Annotated in this window: 13 protein-coding genes; 11 read left to right on the plus strand and 2 right to left on the minus strand. The window is 43.8% G+C overall.

Annotated features, from left to right (window positions below; genetic code table 11):
- The first annotated feature begins 469 nt into the window (after positions 1–469).
- From I4V44_RS10960 to I4V44_RS11000, 9 genes are all read left to right on the plus strand, one after another.
- Complete coding sequence (locus I4V44_RS10960) at positions 470–1,678, plus strand: ABC transporter ATP-binding protein (protein WP_196002712.1); 1,209 nt, start codon at positions 470–472, stop codon at positions 1,676–1,678.
- Positions 1,665–2,528, plus strand: coding sequence for an ABC transporter permease (locus tag I4V44_RS10965; RefSeq protein WP_062807754.1), 864 nt, complete (start codon positions 1,665–1,667; stop codon positions 2,526–2,528). The genes I4V44_RS10960 and I4V44_RS10965 overlap by 14 nt, the downstream gene beginning before the upstream one ends.
- Positions 2,525–3,298: an ABC transporter permease gene (locus tag I4V44_RS10970; protein ID WP_196002713.1), complete on the plus strand. Its 774-nt coding sequence runs from the start codon at positions 2,525–2,527 to the stop codon at positions 3,296–3,298. Before I4V44_RS10965 ends, I4V44_RS10970 begins: the two co-directional genes overlap by 4 nt.
- Before the next feature lie 99 nt (positions 3,299–3,397).
- On the plus strand, positions 3,398–4,444 hold the full coding sequence (gene potA / locus I4V44_RS10975; RefSeq protein WP_020993963.1) for a spermidine/putrescine ABC transporter ATP-binding protein: 1,047 nt from the start codon (positions 3,398–3,400) through the stop codon (positions 4,442–4,444).
- A complete protein-coding gene (locus I4V44_RS10980; RefSeq protein WP_008703470.1) occupies positions 4,444–5,259 on the plus strand; it encodes an ABC transporter permease in 816 nt (271 codons plus the stop codon). Before potA ends, I4V44_RS10980 begins: the two co-directional genes overlap by 1 nt.
- 11 nt (positions 5,260–5,270) lie before the next feature.
- Positions 5,271–7,115, plus strand: coding sequence for an extracellular solute-binding protein (locus tag I4V44_RS10985; protein WP_055201226.1), 1,845 nt, complete (start codon positions 5,271–5,273; stop codon positions 7,113–7,115).
- Positions 7,116–7,204: 89 nt separating this feature from the next.
- Entirely contained in the window at positions 7,205–8,239 is a 1,035-nt protein-coding gene (locus I4V44_RS10990) for a polyamine ABC transporter substrate-binding protein (RefSeq protein ID WP_025577627.1), read from the plus strand.
- Between the two features lie 25 nt (positions 8,240–8,264).
- Positions 8,265–9,899 carry a phosphoenolpyruvate--protein phosphotransferase gene (gene ptsP, locus I4V44_RS10995; protein WP_196002714.1) on the plus strand — a complete coding sequence of 545 codons (1,635 nt, stop codon included), beginning with the start codon at positions 8,265–8,267 and terminating at the stop codon, positions 9,897–9,899.
- Positions 9,896–11,038 (plus strand): DUF362 domain-containing protein, encoded by a 1,143-nt coding sequence (locus tag I4V44_RS11000; RefSeq protein WP_055201222.1) that lies wholly within the window; start codon positions 9,896–9,898, stop codon positions 11,036–11,038. Before ptsP ends, I4V44_RS11000 begins: the two co-directional genes overlap by 4 nt.
- A 256-nt stretch (positions 11,039–11,294) precedes the next feature.
- Here the strand turns inward: I4V44_RS11000 and I4V44_RS11005 are convergent, their stop codons facing one another.
- Both I4V44_RS11005 and I4V44_RS11010 read right to left on the minus strand, forming a co-directional pair.
- On the minus strand, positions 11,295–12,167 hold the full coding sequence (locus I4V44_RS11005; protein ID WP_196002715.1) for a homocysteine S-methyltransferase family protein: 873 nt from the start codon (positions 12,165–12,167) through the stop codon (positions 11,295–11,297).
- Between the two features lie 148 nt (positions 12,168–12,315).
- Positions 12,316–13,191: an aldose 1-epimerase family protein gene (locus I4V44_RS11010; protein WP_026648874.1), complete on the minus strand. Its 876-nt coding sequence runs from the start codon at positions 13,189–13,191 to the stop codon at positions 12,316–12,318.
- A 552-nt stretch (positions 13,192–13,743) separates the two neighbouring features.
- Between I4V44_RS11010 and I4V44_RS11015 the strand changes: the two genes are divergently transcribed.
- Together I4V44_RS11015 and ppdK are read left to right on the plus strand one after the other, a co-directional pair.
- The gene (locus I4V44_RS11015) at positions 13,744–15,000 is read left to right on the plus strand and encodes a 6-phosphofructokinase (protein WP_008703460.1); all 1,257 of its coding nucleotides are present in this window, start codon (positions 13,744–13,746) and stop codon (positions 14,998–15,000) included.
- A gap of 355 nt (positions 15,001–15,355) precedes the next feature.
- Positions 15,356–17,986, plus strand: a complete 2,631-nt coding sequence (gene ppdK / locus I4V44_RS11020) for a pyruvate, phosphate dikinase (protein ID WP_118330417.1) — start codon at positions 15,356–15,358, stop codon at positions 17,984–17,986.
- Positions 17,987–18,496 lie beyond the last annotated feature (510 nt).

Below are 18,496 nucleotides of genomic sequence, written 5' to 3' on the forward strand. Positions count from 1 at the left end.
CACTATCCCGCGAGGTGTTTTGGCATGAATATGCAAAAATCCCGAGACATACAAGCCAAAATTCCATTGCCGCAGGCAATCTGGAATGAATTTTGGCTAAGTTACTGTGAACGGAGTGAACAGTAACAAATTTACTTGACAATCTCGGGCCTATCCTTTAATATAGCTTTTGGATTATACCAAATAAATAATGACCGGGAATCTATCAAGAAGAATGGTTGATTTCCGGTTTTCTTATGTGGACATCATGGTCAGGAGTGCACGCAGACTGGATGGAACAAAAACGGACCGGATATATCTATAATTGGAAAAATGGACATATACAGATGCGAAACCATGCAGAGACTGGCACTGTAACAGGCGTCAGCATTGGCATAAACCGATGTAGGGGCGAGAGCTTTTACGCGTGGTTTCGTATCTTTTTTAGTATAAAGAGGTATCTTTTTTACATGAAAGGAGCTGAGTATAGTTGGCAGAGGTTTCACTTGAACTGAAGGAGATAAAGAAAAGTTTTACAGAAGGCGAAGCAGTTCTGGATAATATCAGTCTTGAGATCAGTAAAGGGGAGTTTATTACTTTGCTGGGATCTTCGGGATGCGGCAAAACGACAACACTTCGGATCATTGCCGGTCTGGAACAGCCCGATGCAGGAAGTGTCTGGCTGGATGGCAGAGAAGTGACAGGTCTGGAGCCGAACCAGAGGGATGTGAATACGGTATTTCAGAATTATGCCCTCTTTCCGCATATGAATGTTGCGGAGAATATTGGCTATGGTCTGAAACTGAAAAAAGTTCCTAAGAATGAGATTAGGAAAAAAGTTTCTCAGATGCTGGAACTGGTACAGCTTGAAGGATATGAAAAAAGAAAGCCTTCTGAACTCTCGGGCGGTCAGAAACAGAGAGTTGCCATTGCGAGAGCACTGGTGAATAATCCCAAGGTACTGCTTCTGGATGAGCCGCTGGGAGCACTGGATCTGCAGCTTCGCCGTGCGATGCAGATAGAACTGAAGCATCTGCAGAAGAAGCTGGGAATTACATTTATCTATATCACTCATGATCAGGAAGAAGCTATCAATATGTCTGACAGGATCGCGGTGATGAGGGACGGACGTATTGAGCAGATCGGAACACCGGATGAGATCTATAATCATCCAAAGACCAGTTATGTAGCAACATTTGTAGGAAATGCCAATATCCTGCATGGGGCTGCAGAGAGTATTCAGGGAGAGAATGCAATCGTAAAGATTGGAAATGACAGGGTAATTGTAAAGCTTGAAACAAGTCAGCAGAATACAGAGGATACAGGGGGAAAACAATACCTGTCAGCAGGAGAGAAAGTAACTCTGGCTGTGAGAAGCGAAAATATATTGTTACAGGAAACTGCTGTAATCGGTGATACCGGTACAGATCACAGAGACACTGTTGATATAAGTGTGTCAGGCGGTGGTTTGGATGCACATAATAAGAATAGTGTATCAGGTTTACAGGCAACTGTTACAGAGAAGAACTTTGCAGGAGGTCAGCTTCGTGTAACTCTGAAGCTGAGTGATGGTACACAGTTGATCGCCAGCAGATACGGAATCGACGCATCCGTCGCAGAAGGCCAGACAGTAAGATGCAGTTTTCTGCCGACAGATGTAGTACTGGTAGACAGGGAGGACATTCATGAAGAAGCGTAGAAACCGTTCTGACAGTTCTGCATGGATGGCACTTCCACTGTACATTTTTACTATTGTGTTTGTAGTATGCCCCCTTATCTATATGGTGGCGCTGAGTTTTGCTACGCCGTCCAGAGGATTTGGGGTGACCTGGAAATTTACGCTGGACAATTACAGAAATATTTTGGAACCTGTATATCTGAATACATTTGTGGAATCACTGAAGCTGGCATTTACCAGTACGATAGTAATCGCTTTGATCGGCTATCCGTTCGGGTATTTCATGGCGAGGCTGCCGGAGCACAGAAAGAAAAAGGCACAGCTTCTGTTGTCTACGCCGTTCTGGGTAAATTCCCTGATCCGTCTGTATGGCTGGATTATTATTTTGCAGAAAAAAGGACTTTTGAACTTTGTATTGATGAAACTTGGGATCATTGAGAAACCGCTGTCTATCCTGTACAGCTACCCGGCAATTGTGATCGGTATGATTTATGTGCTTCTCCCGTTTATGATCATGTCTGTATACTCCAGCGCAGAGAAGCTGGACTGGTCTTATGTGGAGGCTGCCAGAGACCTTGGGGCATCCAGACTGCAGGCATTTTTTACTATAACACTGAAGCTTACACTGCCCGGGCTGCTTTCGGGTGTGATCCTGACTTTCGTGCCATCCATGGGACTGTTCTTTATTGCAGATATCCTGGGTGGAAATAAAGTGGTACTTGTCGGAAGCCTGATCCAGGATCAGATGACAAGAGGAAGTAACTGGCCCTTTGCAGCAGCACTTGCTGTGGTGATGATGGTACTTACAACTGTACTGATCATGATTTACAGGAAAGTGACAAATGCCAGAGAACTGGAGGGAATCGGATGAAAAAGAATTCAAGATTTGCCGGATTTTATATGGGGCTGATTTTCTTTCTGATGTATCTCCCTATTGCAGTAGTGATCGTCTTCTCATTTAATGAATCTAAACTGCCAGTGAAATTTACAGGCTTTTCCCTGAAATGGTATCAGGAACTTTTCCATGACAGAGCAATGCTGGAAGCGTTGGTGAACAGTCTGATCCTTGGGGTATTAAGCTGTCTGGTAAGCGCAGTGATCGGTACTCTGGGTGCAGTTGGGTTATCAAGGATTCACTGGAAGTCAAAAGGGGCACTGGAATACATTTCCATATTGCCGTTAATGATACCGGAGATCATCCTTGGTATGGTGCTGATGGCATTCTTTTATATGCTGAACCTGCCCTTTGGCATGCTGACACTGTTAATAGGTCATACGGTATTCTGTGTGCCTTATATTCTGATGGAAGTGAAGGCAAGACTGGCAGGCATGGATCCGGCGCTGGAAGAGGCAGCAAGGGATCTGGGTGCGGGACCTTTCCGGGCTTTCCGGGATATTACGCTGCCGTTAATTATGCCGGCTGTAATTTCAGGTTCGCTGCTTGCGTTTGCCATGTCCATGGATGATGTGGTAATAAGTATTTTTGTAAACGGACCGCGTCTGTCTACGCTGCCGATCAAGGTGTACACACAGCTGAAAACGGGAGTGACGCCGGAGATCAATGCGTTGTGTACGATATTGCTGGCAGCTACACTGGCTATTTTTATTGTTTATTCACTGATAACAAAGAAGAAAAAATAAATGCTATAGCTTTCACGAATATTCTGAACAGCCGGCAAATGCTTTTGGAACAGCCGGATTATAAAAAACAGAGAAAAATACATTCAGAGGAAGGAAAAGATGATGAACAAACTGATTGAGTTAAAAAATCTGACCAAGAATTTTGATGATCAGCAGGTTTTGCGCGGCATCAATCTGGATATTTACGAAAAGGAATTCCTGACGCTTTTGGGACCCAGCGGATGTGGAAAGACAACCACTCTTCGAATCATTGCAGGCTTTGAAGAACCAAGTGACGGAGAAGTACTGTTTAACGGGATTGAGATTTCCAAGCTTCCCCCGTACAAGAGAGAGGTTAACACTGTGTTTCAGAAGTATGCTCTTTTTCCTCATTTAAATGTGGCGGAGAACATCGGTTTCGGGCTGAATCTGAAGAAGGTCGATAAAACTGTCATCGCCCAGAAGGTGGAGCGTATGCTGAAGATGGTTGGTCTGGAAGGCTTTGGGAAAAGAGATGTAACTCTGCTCTCCGGTGGACAGCAGCAGAGAGTGGCCATTGCCAGAGCTCTGGTAAATGAGCCGAAGGTTCTGCTTTTAGATGAGCCCCTGGGTGCACTGGATGCAAAGATCCGTAAACAGATGCAGGTAGAATTAAAGAAGATCCAGCAGGAAGTCGGCATCACTTTCATTTATGTTACCCATGACCAGGAAGAAGCCCTGTCCATGTCAGATACGGTTGTTGTTATGAATAACGGTGAGATTCAGCAGATCGGTTCGCCTACAGATATCTACAATGAGCCAGAAAACCGTTTTGTTGCAGGCTTTATCGGTGAATCCAATATTATCGAGGGAACCATGATCCGCGATTATCTGGTTGCTTTTGACGGATTTGAGTTTGAATGTGTGGATAAGGGATTTGAGGATAATGAAGAGATCGAAGTTGTATTAAGACCTGAGGATCTGGATATCGTAGATCCCGGTCAGGCAAAGATCAGGGGAATCGTGCGCAATATTACCTTCAAGGGTGTGCATTATGAGATCCTGATCGAGACAGAACTTCGTACTTATATGGTTCATACCACAGATTATGCGGAAGTCGGAAGGGAAGTGGGACTGAAATTCGGGCCTGAAGACATCCATGTTATGTGTAAGATGGGAAGCTACTGATGAAACAGTACAGAAGTCTTATCAAACCATATCTTGTGTGGGCATTTGTGGTCATTGTCATCCCGCTGATACTGATCGCATTATATGCATTTACAGAAGATGGAAACGAAGTGTTGACGTTCTCCTTTACACTGGAGAATTTCCGCAAATTCCTGGAAGCAACGTATATGAGCGTTATTTTCAAGTCCTTTAAGCTTGGAATCCTGACGACAGTCATCTGTCTGGGACTTGGCTATCCGCTGGCATATATTATTTCCAAATGTCCGGAAAAATCCCAGAGTCTTCTGATCCTGCTGGTAACTATTCCGGAATGGATCAATATGCTTCTGCGTACTTATGCATGGATGAACCTGCTGTCGGACAATGGTATCATCAACCATTTGCTTGGATTACTGGGGATTTCCCCGGTGACAATGATGTATACGGACTTTTCCGTAGTGGTTGGTCTGGTCTGTAACTTTATGCCGTTTATGATCATCCCGATTCATACATCCCTGAGCAAGATGGATAAATCCTTTATCGAGGCTGCCTATGACCTGGGGGCAAATAAATTCCAGACCTTCACAAAGGTTATCTGGAAATTGTCCATCCCCGGCGTGCTCAATGGAATCATGATGGTATTCCTGCTGTCTATTTCCACATTCGTTATTCCGAAACTTCTCGGAGGCGGACAGTACATGCTGATTGGTAACCTGATCGAATCTCAGTTTATCTCTGTTGGTGACTGGAATTTCGGAAGTGCGATTTCTCTGATTCTGGCTGTGCTCATTCTGATCTTTATGAGCCTGATGAAGAAGATGGATAAAGATGAATAAGGGAGGACGGCATGAAACGTAATAATAAATTTTTCTCAATGTTATATGTAGTACTCTGCCTTGCTTTCTTTTACCTGCCGATCCTGGTGACGATGATCTTTTCCTTTAACTCATCCAAGTCACTGACCAGATTTACAGGCTTTTCCCTGCGCTGGTATCAGGAACTTCTCGGTAACGGGGAAGTAATTAAGGCAGTTTATGTATCTGTTACCATTGCGATCATTGCGACCATTGTTTCTACAATACTTGGAACCATTACAGCGATCGGTTTATCCAAATCAAAGAAGGTAATCAAGGAACTGCTTTTGAATATTAATAATATCCCGATTCTGAATCCTGAGATCGTAACTGCCATCAGTCTGATGCTCTTGTTCTCTTCTCTGGGATTTCGAAAAGGATATCTGACTATGCTGCTGGCACATATTGCGTTCTGCACCCCGTATGTAATTACCAGCGTTTATCCGAAGGTAAGGGCTCTGGATCCGAATATGGCAAATGCTGCCATGGACCTTGGGGCAACACCTTTTCAGGCTCTGACAAAGGTTATCGTGCCCATGATCAAAGAGGGTATTTTCGCAGGCGCGCTGCTTGCATTTACCATGTCATTTGATGATTTCGTTATTTCCTATTTCGTATCAGGAAATGGTGTAAAGAATATCTCTATTGTTGTATATAATATGACAAAGCGTATCAATCCGACGATCAATGCTTTGTCAACCATCGTGATCGTAGTCATCATCGTGGTACTGCTTTTGTCCAATCTGCTTCCGAAGTTTAAGAATAAAGCCAGAAAGCTGAACAGGAAAGCAGTAAAAATTGTCTCTGTAGTTCTGGTTGTTGCCGTTACGGCAGGGCTGATCAAATGGGGATTCGTGGCGCAGTCCACTCATGTGCTGAAAGTTTACAATGCAGGAGAGTACATGGATCTTTCCCTGCTGGAGGATTTTGAAAAAGAATATGATTGTACCATCGTATACGAGACTTTTGAGTCAAATGAGATGATGTACACCAAGCTTTCAAGCGGTGAGACTTATGATGTGCTGATCCCGTCTGATTACATGATTGAGAGACTGATCAAAGAAGAATATCTGCAGGCACTTGACTGGAAAGAAATTCCGAATAAGAAAAATCTGCTGAATGATGTCATGAACCAGAGCTATGATCCGGGCAACCGTTATTCCTGTCCGTATTTCTGGGGAACAGTAGGAATCCTTTATGATAAGACAGTAGTAGATGAGGCTGATCTGAAAGATGGCTGGAATCTTCTGTGTAATCCGAAATATAAAGGAAATATTTACATGTATGATTCTGAGAGAGATTCCTTTATGATAGCATTAAAAGCACTTGGGTATTCCATGAATACTACAAATGAGTCTGAGATCGAGGAGGCTTATCAGTGGCTGATCGATCAGCGTGACACTATGGATCCGATCTATGCAGGCGATGATGTGATCGACAACATGATTTCAGGAAACAAAGCGCTGGCAGTTGTGTACTCCGGAGATGCATCTTACATTATCAGTGAAAACCCGAATCTGGACTACTTCACACCGGAACAGGGAACCAACAGATGGTATGATGCAATGGTTATCACAAAGGACTGTAGTGAAGTACAGCTTGCCCATGAATTTATCAATTTTATGATCAGTGATAAATCTGCTCTTTCCAATACGGAAGAAGTAGGGTATACTTCTACAGTGAAGAGTGCTTTTGAAACCATGAAGGAGGGGGACTATGCCGGAATCAGTTCTTATATTCCGGATACAACCAACCCGAATAACGAAATCTTTGCTTATCAGCAGCCAAAGATCAAGCAGAAATTTGCGGAACTCTGGACAAAAGTAAAAGCAAAGTAAAAAAGGATAGCCGCTGTCTGCCGATACGGTGGAAGGCGGACAGTGGCTGATACAGACAACAATGCAGAGCATAAGAAGGGAGATCATTTATGAAAAAAAGAGTACTTGCAGTAGTGATGTGTGCATTAATGGCAGGAACAGCATTCACCGGATTCAAGGATGCAGGAGATGATAAAGAACTTGTTCTCTTTACCTGGGAGGGAATGTTCCCGCAGGAAGTTCTGGATGATTTTGAAAAAGAGACAGGAGTTAAGGTTGTTTATTCAAACTTCGATACAGATGAAACCATGCTTGAGAAGCTTTCCATGGCAAAGGGCGGCGACTATGATATCGTGATCGCAGATGACTATATTCTGGAAACTGCGATCCAGGAAGGACTTGCAGAGAAGCTTGACAAGGATTCTCTGGAGAATATCGGGAATATCAACCCATTATATCAGGGACAGTTCTATGATCCAGATGACGAATACACAGTTCCTTACGGAGCAGGTATTCCGCTGATCGTTTACGATCCGGAGCAGGTGGATATTGATATCAAAGGATATAAAGACCTCTGGGATCCGTCTCTTGAGGACAGCATTGCACTGACTGCAAACTATCGTGTGATCAATGGTATCACTCAGCTTTCCATGGGCGAGAGCATGAATGAAGAGGACGTTGACGTGATCAAGAAGACAGGAGAAAAGCTTCTGGAACTTGCTCCGAATGTACGTCTGATCCAGGATGACAATACACAGAATGCACTTCTCAACGGAGAAGCAAGTGTTGCATTTCTTTATACCTCTCAGGTAACAGCTGCTCTGGCTGAGAATCCTGATCTGAAGGTGGTATATCCGGAAGAAGGACTTGGATTTGGTATTATGGGTATGTTTATTCCAAGTGAAGCGCCGGATAAAGATGCGGCATATTCTTTCATGGATTATATCATGCAGCCGGAGGTTGCAGCGAAATGCACAGACTATATCGGCTATTACAGCACAAATAAAGCAGCAGATGAGCTGGTAAATCCGGATCTGGTAGTTCCGGATGACGTTACAAAGGGCGAGATCGTCCAGAATGTAAGCCAGGACGCAGACGCACAGTATCAGAAGAACTGGACTGAATTTAAGGCTGCCTGCGACTAAGGGGTTAATCAACTAAGGAGTTAATATGGATGTTTACAAGGGAACCGGTGCCTTTTCCGGAATTGCCATCGGTAAGATACTGTATTATCATAAAAGCGAATATCAGATGCGCCAGTACGAAATCACAGATGTGAAAACAGAGCTGAATATTTTCCGGCAGGCGCGCACCAGAGTCATGGAACAGCTGGAGGATTTATATGAAAAAAACTGCATAATTCAGGGAACCCAGGCAGAGATTTTTCTCAGACAGAAGAATCTGCTGGAGGGAAAAAGCTTTCAACGTGCCATTGAGAGTGTCATACAGAGTGAAAAAGTAAATTCTGCCTATGCGGTAATGACTACAAGGGATGAGATGCTTAAGACTTTCAGAACTCTGGAAGAGCCTGCGATTAAAGAACGGCTGGATAATATGCGGGAGATTTCTGACCGCCTGATCGGTGAACTGGGAGGTATCTCTCCCAGGATAGATCTTGGGGATGAACCTGTGATCGTTGTGACGGAGAGTATCACTCCAACAGAACTGATGGAGATGGATAAGGATAAACTGATGGCTATTGTTACCCACCATGGTTCCGATATGTCTCATGCTGCCATTATGGCAAAAACAATGAATATACCGGCTCTGCTGGAAATTGACACAGATTCGGAGTGGGACGGACGGCAGGCTATTGTGGACGGATATACCGGAACTTTGTATATTGATCCGGATGAAGAGGTAAAAAAAGAATATGAGATCCGCAGGCAGGCTGATAAAGAAGAAAGGGAAGAACTTCTGAAATTAAGGAGAGAACCGGATATCACAAAAGATGGCAGGAAAATTGAAATCTATGCCAATATCGGAAATATGGATGACCTGAACAGTGTGCTGTATTACGGAGCTGCCGGGATTGGTCTTCTGCGCAGTGAATTCCAGTATCTTGGAAGAGAAAATTATCCTCGTGAAAATGAGCTGTTTCTTGCATACAAAAAGATTGCTGAGACCATGGGAGAAAAGCTCACTGTGATCCGTACGGCAGATCTCGGAGCAGACAAGCAGGCAGAATATCTGAATATCCCGGATGAGACAAATCCGATCATGGGGAACAGAGGAATCCGTCTCTGCCTTGACAGAAAAAGAATGTTCAAGGCACAGCTTCGGGCAATTTTCAGGGCGAGTGCCTATGGAAACCTGGCGCTGATGTATCCGATGATCAGTTCAGAAGAGGAAATGGATGAGATCGAAGAGATTATCCGGGAAGTAAAGAGCGGGCTGGACGAAAAAGGGATTCCGTACAAACATATTAAGACAGGAATCATGATCGAGACTCCGGCAGCAGTCATGATCAGCCGGGAGCTTGCCAGAAGAGTGGATTTCCTGAGTCTTGGAACCAATGACCTGAGTCAGTATACACTGGCGATGGACAGACAGAATCCGCTTCTGCGCAAGAAATATAATGACCATCACCCGGCAGTGCTGCGTATGATTCAAATGGTGATCGAAGCGGGACATGCAGAAAACAGACGTGTCTGTATCTGCGGGGAACTTGCTGCAGATACTGCCCTGACAGAAGAATTTCTGAGGATGGGTGTGGACTGTCTCTCTGTAGTGCCGGCATGTATTTTGCCGGTAAGAAAAGCACTGAGACAGGTGGATCTGTCCGGAGATGATAAAGGTGCGTGAATTTGGTGAAAAGTAAAGTGGTATTACTTCCCTGCCGGGAATATGATGAAGAAAAAATCTATATGCTGCTGAAACAGGGACTGGATTTTCTGGGTGGAGTGGAGACTCTGATTCCAAAGGATGCGAAGATCCTGCTGAAGCCGAATCTGCTGAAAAAAGCAGAGGTAGAGAAAGCAGTGATCACACATCCGGTTGTAGTAGGAGCTTTTGCGGGAATCCTGCGTGAAAGTAGGTATGAGAATATTGTGCTTGCGGATTCCTGCGGTCATGGAACCACTCAGGCAGTGATCCGCGGAACAGGAATGGATACTTATCTGGAGAAATATCATATTCCGGCTGTTGATTATTCTGAGGGCGTGAAAACTGCTTATCCGCAGGGAGCCCAGGCAAAGGAATTTATCCTGCCAAAAGAACTGTTGGAGCAGGACTGTGTGATTTCCCTGAGCAAGATGAAAACACATGCATTAGAACGTATCACCGGTGCGGTTAAGAACAGCTATGGGTTTATATATGGATTCCATAAAGCGAAGGGGCACACGCAGTACCCGAGTGCAGACAGCTTTGCCAGAATGCTTATTGATCTGAATAAATGTGTGGCACCGAAGCTGTATGTGATGGATGGGATTGTGGCCATGGAGGGCAACGGACCGGGTTCGGGAGATCCGGTTCCTATGAATGTACTGCTGATGTCCACCGATCCGGTTGCACTGGACAGTGTATTCAGCCGTCTGGTTTATCTGAAACCGGAGATGGTTCCGACGAACTATCATGGTGAGAAAATGGGACTTGGTACATGGAAAGAAGAGGAGATTACCCTTCTGACACCAGACGGGGAGATTTCCATGGCAGAGGCAGTGAAAAAATACGGAAATCCGGCTTTTAATGTAGACCGTACAGAAGTGCGAAAGAATATCTGGACAAGAATGGCGGGAGCGTTAAACATTTTTCAAAAAAAACCATATATAGAAGCTGATAAATGTGTCCGCTGCGGGATCTGTGTGCAGAGCTGTCCGGTTCCGGGGAAAGCCGTGGATTTCAGAAAAGGCAAAGGAAAGCCGCCGGTATATGATTACAGAAAGTGTATCCGCTGTTTCTGCTGCCAGGAGATGTGCCCGAAGAAGGCAATCAAAGTGAAGTAGATGAAAAGCAGATAATAAAAAGCGCAACTGTTTATAGAATTGCCATGGTATTTTCGCAGGATCAGGACAGAGGAAAGCCGGACAATTACCAAAAAGCACATAACAGAGGATGAGAATATCTCGGATTGAGACAGATTCTATCCTAAGTTATGTGCTTTTTTGAGTCATATCCCTCTTTAACCGAATCAGGAAAGTTCCCTGCTTTGGCTGCGAATATTCGTTATTCGTCTGACTATGGCTGTCGAAGATACAAAATCTATCTTCCGAGGCTTCTGCTTATCTCGCGGATGAATTCCGGAGTAGTACCACAGCATCCTCCGACAACAGACGCACCATTTTCAATCAGAACCTTCATATGTTCTGCAAAGCTTTTGGCGTCCATACTGTAAATGGCATTTCCCTGATCATCAATCGTCGGCATACCGGCATTAGGTTTGGCGATGACAGGAATGGATACGTTCTCTTTGATATTGCGGACAACGGATACCAGCTGGTCAGGTCCTACAGAACAGTTGATCCCAACTGCCACAGCACCTGCACCCTCAAGGGCAATCGCAGCCTCCACAGCATTTCCTCCGCTGAAAATGCTTCCGTCAGCTTCTACGGTCATTGTACACATTACAGGAAGAGAACTTACGGATGCAGCAGCATCCAGTGCGGCAAGTGTTTCCTCGATATTGATCATGGTTTCCGCAGCGATCAGATCAACACCTGCATCCTCAAGAATCTTAATCTGTTCACAGTATGTTTCATATGCCATCTCATAGGTGAGATCACCGGCAGGCTCCATCATCTTGCCTGTTGTGGTAATATCACCGGCAACATAGACCTTATGTCCTACTGCCTCTCTGGAAATATTTACAAGTGCATGGTTCATTTCCGCAAGCTTATCCTGCAGTCCGTGAAGTCCGAGACTGTAACGGTTTCCGCCGAAAGTAGGTGCGTATACGATCTGGCTTCCTGCTTCAACATAAGCCTTCTGCAGATTCTGCAGAACTTCTTTGTGCTCCATGATCCATGCTTCTGTACAGATTCCTCTTGGCATTCCGGCGGCCATAAGATTGGAACCGGTAGCACCGTCGAGCAGTACAACATCCTGTGTCAGCTTCTGAAATTCTTCTCTAGTCATGGAAATTTCCTCCTGTGTTTTTCTATGAAAGTCCTGAGTGGCTGCCATGAATCAGTCATGTCTGCATGGGTAAATTCGTGGATACCGGACAGGATGACTTTCATATACTGTGACATTATAGCACAGCTTTCAGGATAAATGGAGAAAATTAATAAATTTTTATTTCATATGATGCAGTAAAAATTTCATCCTTGTCCAGAGTGTTGATATATTTCTTTTCCGGAAGCTCGCCCTTAAATCCAAAATCATCACAGCGTCCCATCCATGGTTCCAGACATACAAAAGGAGAACCCGGGACGGACCAGATGCCAAAGCTTGGAAATCCATGACAGATCAGTTCCACATAAGGAGTTCCGTCAGGGAAAGCGATGCCGGCCTTTTCAATCTGGTCATCAAAAATAAGGGCATCTTTGTCAAACATGTGAGCATCAATAAGGCAGGAACCATTCTCAAGCTCCAGTGTATAAGCTTTATCTGCGACCGCGGTGCCTGATGACATGTCGATCAGCAGATAGGAGAGGGAATCCCGGCCGTCGAAAGTAAGATGATATTGCTCCTGGGAGCCAATTCCTCCGGCAGGTACATTGAATGCAGGATGGCCGCCAATTGTAAAATACATGGTTTCATCATTAAGGCTGATCACTTCCCAGCATACACTGACCTGGTTCTTCTCCAGAACATGCTTGATCTTCAGCTCAAAATCATATGGATAATTTTCTCTTGTGGCATCAGAAGATTTCAGCCTATGGGTGATGGAATCAGCAGTCATATCCACGCAGGTAAATTCGCTGTCCCTGGCAAACCCATGCTGACTGGAGGGATATTCGACTCCATTAATACGATAGTGATCCTCAAAATGACGTCCCACATTAGGGAAAAGAACCGGTGCGTGGCGTTTCCAGTAAGCCGGATCTGCCTGCCAGATCACTTCTCTGTTATGTACTTTATCAAAAATGCTGCAAAGCTCAGCACCATGATCGTCTACAGATACTCTAAGATAGTCGTTTTCAATTGTATGGATCATAAATGAATCCTCCTTGATCGATAAATATTGTGTAACTGTTCAGCAGGCAGTATCCTGCAAGATGGTCTGGCATGAATAAGCCAAAATGTCATCACCGAAGGTGATTTGAAATGCATTTTGGTTCGTAACTGCGAAGGTACCGAATAGTCACGGATATTGATGTCCGGCAATTTTCAAAAAGGTTTTGATTTATAGCAATCCTCTTAAATGCATTATTTTAGAGGATTACTATAAGTTGATGCCGGAATCAATCTGTTTATAAGTATAACACATGGACAGGATTAAATATAGTTATAAATACATAAAAACAAACTTGAAATATTGCGATAAAACGAAAAATACACGGATATAGTGACGAAATACAGGAATCATATGTGTAAAAACCACAATAAATGATTGACGAATAAAAAAATATTTGTTACAATTTACCTCAACGAGTCCTGCGGGACCAGAGCGTGTCTGAAAAATTGTGACGCACATCTTGCGTAAAGCATTTTTCAGACACACTCTAAGACATAATGAACAAAACGTGAAAACAAGGAGGTCATTGCTATGGCGAAAAAAAGAAATATCATTGTTGGACAATCAGGAGGACCTACTGCAGTAATCAATTCCAGTCTTGCCGGAGTTTATAAGAATGCCATTGAACGAGGATTTGACAAAGTATACGGAATGCTTCACGGCATTCAGGGACTGTTGGATGAACAGTATATTGATCTGTCAACACAGATTCATTCAGAACTGGATATCGAATTACTCAAGAGAACACCATCTGCATTTTTAGGTTCCTGTCGTTACAAGCTTCCTGAGATTCACGAAGATAAAGCAATTTATGAGAAGATTTTTGAGATCTTAAATAAACTGGATATCTATGCGTTTATCTACATTGGCGGAAATGATTCCATGGATACGATCAAGAAACTGTCTGATTATGCGATTCTCACAGGACAGACTCAGAAGTTCCTTGGTGTTCCGAAAACAATCGACAATGACCTGGCGCTGACAGACCATACACCCGGATTCGGAAGTGCTGCAAAATATATCGGCGCATCCACAAAAGAAGTGATCCGCGATGCACTGGGACTTACTTATAAGAAAAATATGATTACGATCATGGAGATCATGGGACGTAATGCCGGATGGCTTACAGGTGCCACAGCACTGGCAAAATCTGAGGACTGCGACGGACCGGATTTGATCTATCTGCCGGAAGTGCCTTTTGATGTTGAGAAATTCCTTGCAAAAGTAAAAGATCTTCTGAATAAAAAAGCATCTATTGTAATCGCAGTTTCCGAGGGAATCAAGCTGGCAGACGGAAGATATGTATGTGAGCTTGGAAGCGTGGGAGACTATGTGGATGCATTTGGACACAAACAGCTTCAGGGAACAGCCACTTATCTGGCAAACTTCCTGGCAGCGGAGTGCGGATGCAAGACAAGAGCTGTTGAACTTTCCACATTACAGAGAAGTGCTTCACACATGGCATCCAGAGTGGATATTGATGAAGCATTCATGGTAGGTGGTGCTGCAGTTAAAGCTGCAGATGAAGGTGACACAGGTAAGATGGTTGTTATCGACCGTGTTTCCGATGATCCCTACATGGCAGCTACAGGTATCTACGATGTACACAGAATCGCAAATGAGGAGAAACTTGTTCCGAGAGAATGGATGAATAAAGATGCTACAAACGTAACTAAGGATTTTGTAGACTATATTAAACCTCTGATCCAGGGAGATTATCAGCCTATTATGGTAAATGGTATGCCGAGACATCTGGTACTGAACATGAAAAAAGGCAGAAAGAAATAATTGATAAAAATTATAAACGGGCAGCCGGGCAGATCAACTTATCTGTTTTGCTTCCCGTTTTTTCCTGTTATAATGAGATGTGAGAGAAAAATACAGATAAAGACCAGAATAAAGGACTGAGAAAACCTTAACAATAATAAGAATAATAAAATAAATCACATTATGCAGAATGTATAAAAATTTTAGCTAATTTTAGCAGAATAACCTTGACGAAATGACACAAATTCTATAAAATAATTATGTGCGTATAAGAAACATATATTTACTTATGTGCGAAAGGAGTGGCTGTTCAGTTACTTCACAACAGAATGCTGAATAGTTACAAAAGAACAATAATTTAGGAGGAAAATGTAAAATGGCAAAATGGGTTTACATGTTTACAGAAGGTAACGCTAATATGAGAAACCTTCTGGGTGGTAAAGGTGCCAACCTTGCTGAAATGACAAACCTTGGTCTTCCTGTACCTCAGGGCTTCACAATCACAACAGAAGCTTGTACTCAGTACTATGAAGACGGAAGACAGATCAATGATGAGATTATGGCTCAGATCATGGAAGCAATCACCAAAATGGAAGGAGTTACCGGAAAGAAATTCGGTGACAAAGAAAATCCTCTGCTTGTTTCCGTTCGTTCTGGTGCGAGAGCTTCTATGCCAGGTATGATGGATACTATCCTGAACCTTGGTTTAAATGAAGACGTTGTTAACGTACTTGCTGAAAAATCCGGCAATGCTCGTTGGGCATGGGACTGCTATAGAAGATTCATCCAGATGTACTCTGACGTAGTTATGGAAGTCGGAAAGAAATATTTCGAAGAACTTATCGATAAGATGAAAGCTGACAGAGGTGTTAAGCTGGACGTTGAACTTACAGCAGAAGACCTTCATGAGTTAGCAGAACAGTTCAAAGCTGAATATAAAGCAAAAATCGGTGCTGATTTCCCAACTGATCCTAAGGAACAGTTAATGGGTGCTATCAAAGCCGTATTCCGTTCCTGGGACAACCCACGTGCGAACGTATATCGTCGTGACAACGATATCCCGTATTCCTGGGGTACAGCTGTTAACGTACAGATGATGGCATTCGGTAACATGGGTGATGACTGTGGTACAGGTGTTGCCTTCACACGTGACCCTGCTACAGGAGCTAACGGTCTGTTTGGTGAATTCCTTACAAATGCTCAGGGTGAAGACGTTGTTGCCGGTGTTCGTACACCTATGCACATCTCCGAAATGGAACAGAAATTCCCGGAAGCATTCGTACAGTTCAAACAGGTTTGCGAAACACTTGAAAAACACTACAGAGACATGCAGGATATGGAGTTTACTGTAGAGCATGGTAAACTGTATATGCTTCAGACACGTAATGGTAAGAGAACAGCTCAGGCTGCTTTAAAGATCGCTTGTGACCTTGTTGATGAGGGAATGAGAACAGAAGAAGAAGCTGTAGCTATGATCGACCCACGTAACCTTGATACTCTTCTTCACCCACAGTTTGATGCTGCTGCTCTGAAAGCTGCTACACCAATGGGTAAAGGCCTTGGCGCTTCTCCTGGAGCTGCTTGCGGTAAGATCGTATTCACAGCTGATGACGCTGTTGAATGGGCTGAAAGAGGAGAAAAAGTCGTACTTGTACGTCTTGAGACATCTCCGGAAGACATCACAGGTATGAAATCTGCTCAGGGTATCCTGACAGTTCGTGGTGGTATGACATCTCACGCAGCAGTTGTTGCCCGTGGTATGGGTGAGTGCTGTGTATCCGGATGTGGTGATATCGCTATGGACGAAGAAAACAAGAAATTTACACTTGCTGGTAAAGAATTCCACGAAGGAGACTTCATCTCCATCGATGGTACAACAGGTAACATCTACGACGGAATCATCCCGACTGTAGACGCTACAATCGCTGGTGAGTTCGGACGCATCATGGCTTGGGCTGACAAGTACAGAACAATGAAAGTTCGTACAAACGCAGATACTCCGGCTGATGCTAAGAAAGCTGTAGAGCTTGGTGCAGAAGGTATCGGTCTTTGCCGTACAGAGCATATGTTCTTCGGTGAGGGACGTATCGATGCATTCCGTGAAATGATCTGCTCCGAAACAGCAGAAGAGAGAGAAAAAGCTCTTGCAAAAGTTCTTCCATTCCAGCAGGATGACTTCAAAGGTCTCTTTGAAGCTCTGGAAGGTAACCCTGTTACTATCCGTTTCCTGGATCCGCCTCTTCATGAGTTCGTTCCTACAGATGAAGCTGACATCAAGAAACTTGCAGATGCTCAGGGCAAAACTGTAGAGCAGATCAAGACTATCATCGCTTCTCTTCATGAGTTCAACCCGATGATGGGACATCGTGGATGCCGTCTTGCTGTAACATATCCTGAAATTGCTAAGATGCAGACAACAGCAGTTATCCGCGCAGCAATCGAAGTTAAGAAAGCTCATCCGGACTGGACAATCAAACCGGAAATCATGATCCCACTTGTTGGTGATGTAAAAGAGCTTAAATATGTTAAGAAATTCGTAGTTGAGACAGCTGATGCTGAGATCAAAGCCGCTGGTTCTGACCTTCAGTATGAAGTTGGTACAATGATCGAGATCCCGAGAGCAGCTCTTACAGCTGACGAGATCGCTAAAGAAGCAGACTTCTTCTGCTTCGGTACAAACGACCTTACTCAGATGACATACGGCTTCTCCCGTGATGATGCAGGTAAATTCCTCAACGCATACTATGACGCTAAGATCTTCGAGAACGATCCATTTGCAAAACTGGATCAGGTTGGCGTTGGCAAGCTGATGAAGATGGCTATCGAACTCGGCAAACCGGTTAACCCGAACCTTCACGTAGGTATCTGCGGCGAGCATGGTGGAGATCCGTCTTCTGTAGAATTCTGCCACAAGATCGGTCTTAACTATGTATCCTGCTCACCATTCCGTGTACCGATCGCTCGTCTTGCAGCAGCACAGGCAGCTATCGCTGAGAAGAATGCATAATTAACATAATGTTAAGGGGCAACGCGAAATATCCTCTAAAGAGGTAAAATAGCCAACCAGCCCTAAAGTGTCCAAACGTAAAATTTGACCTTGGAGAATTGTAGAAATACAGTTCTTCAGGGTCTTTTTTGTTACATTACACAGCGGTATTCTTTTGTTTAACAACCGTAGCAAGAATTCCCTCACCTATAGGTGATGGGATGAATTGCACATTCGAGCATGTCTGCTCAAATTTATAAAAAATCACAAAACACTTGTTCTGACACAATAAATATATTATAATAGAGAGAAGAACAATATGCTCTTGGAATTTGGACGGTCGAAATAAGCAATAAGTGAGTGTACATAATGAGTTTAGATAATCATTCTCATTCAGTGTTTTTGTTTGATTCTGGTTATGAAATATGGCAGAAAGATGCTGGACGATAAGATGTCAGAGAGAACAAAAGAAATCTTTGAAATATAGCACCTGTTGAAACAATCCATCAGTATATAGAGAGTCAGGGTGAG

Origin of the sequence: Blautia sp. 1001283B150304_161114_C9 (assembly GCF_015668165.1) — a bacterium.
Classification (GTDB): domain Bacteria; phylum Bacillota; class Clostridia; order Lachnospirales; family Lachnospiraceae; genus Blautia_A; species Blautia_A wexlerae.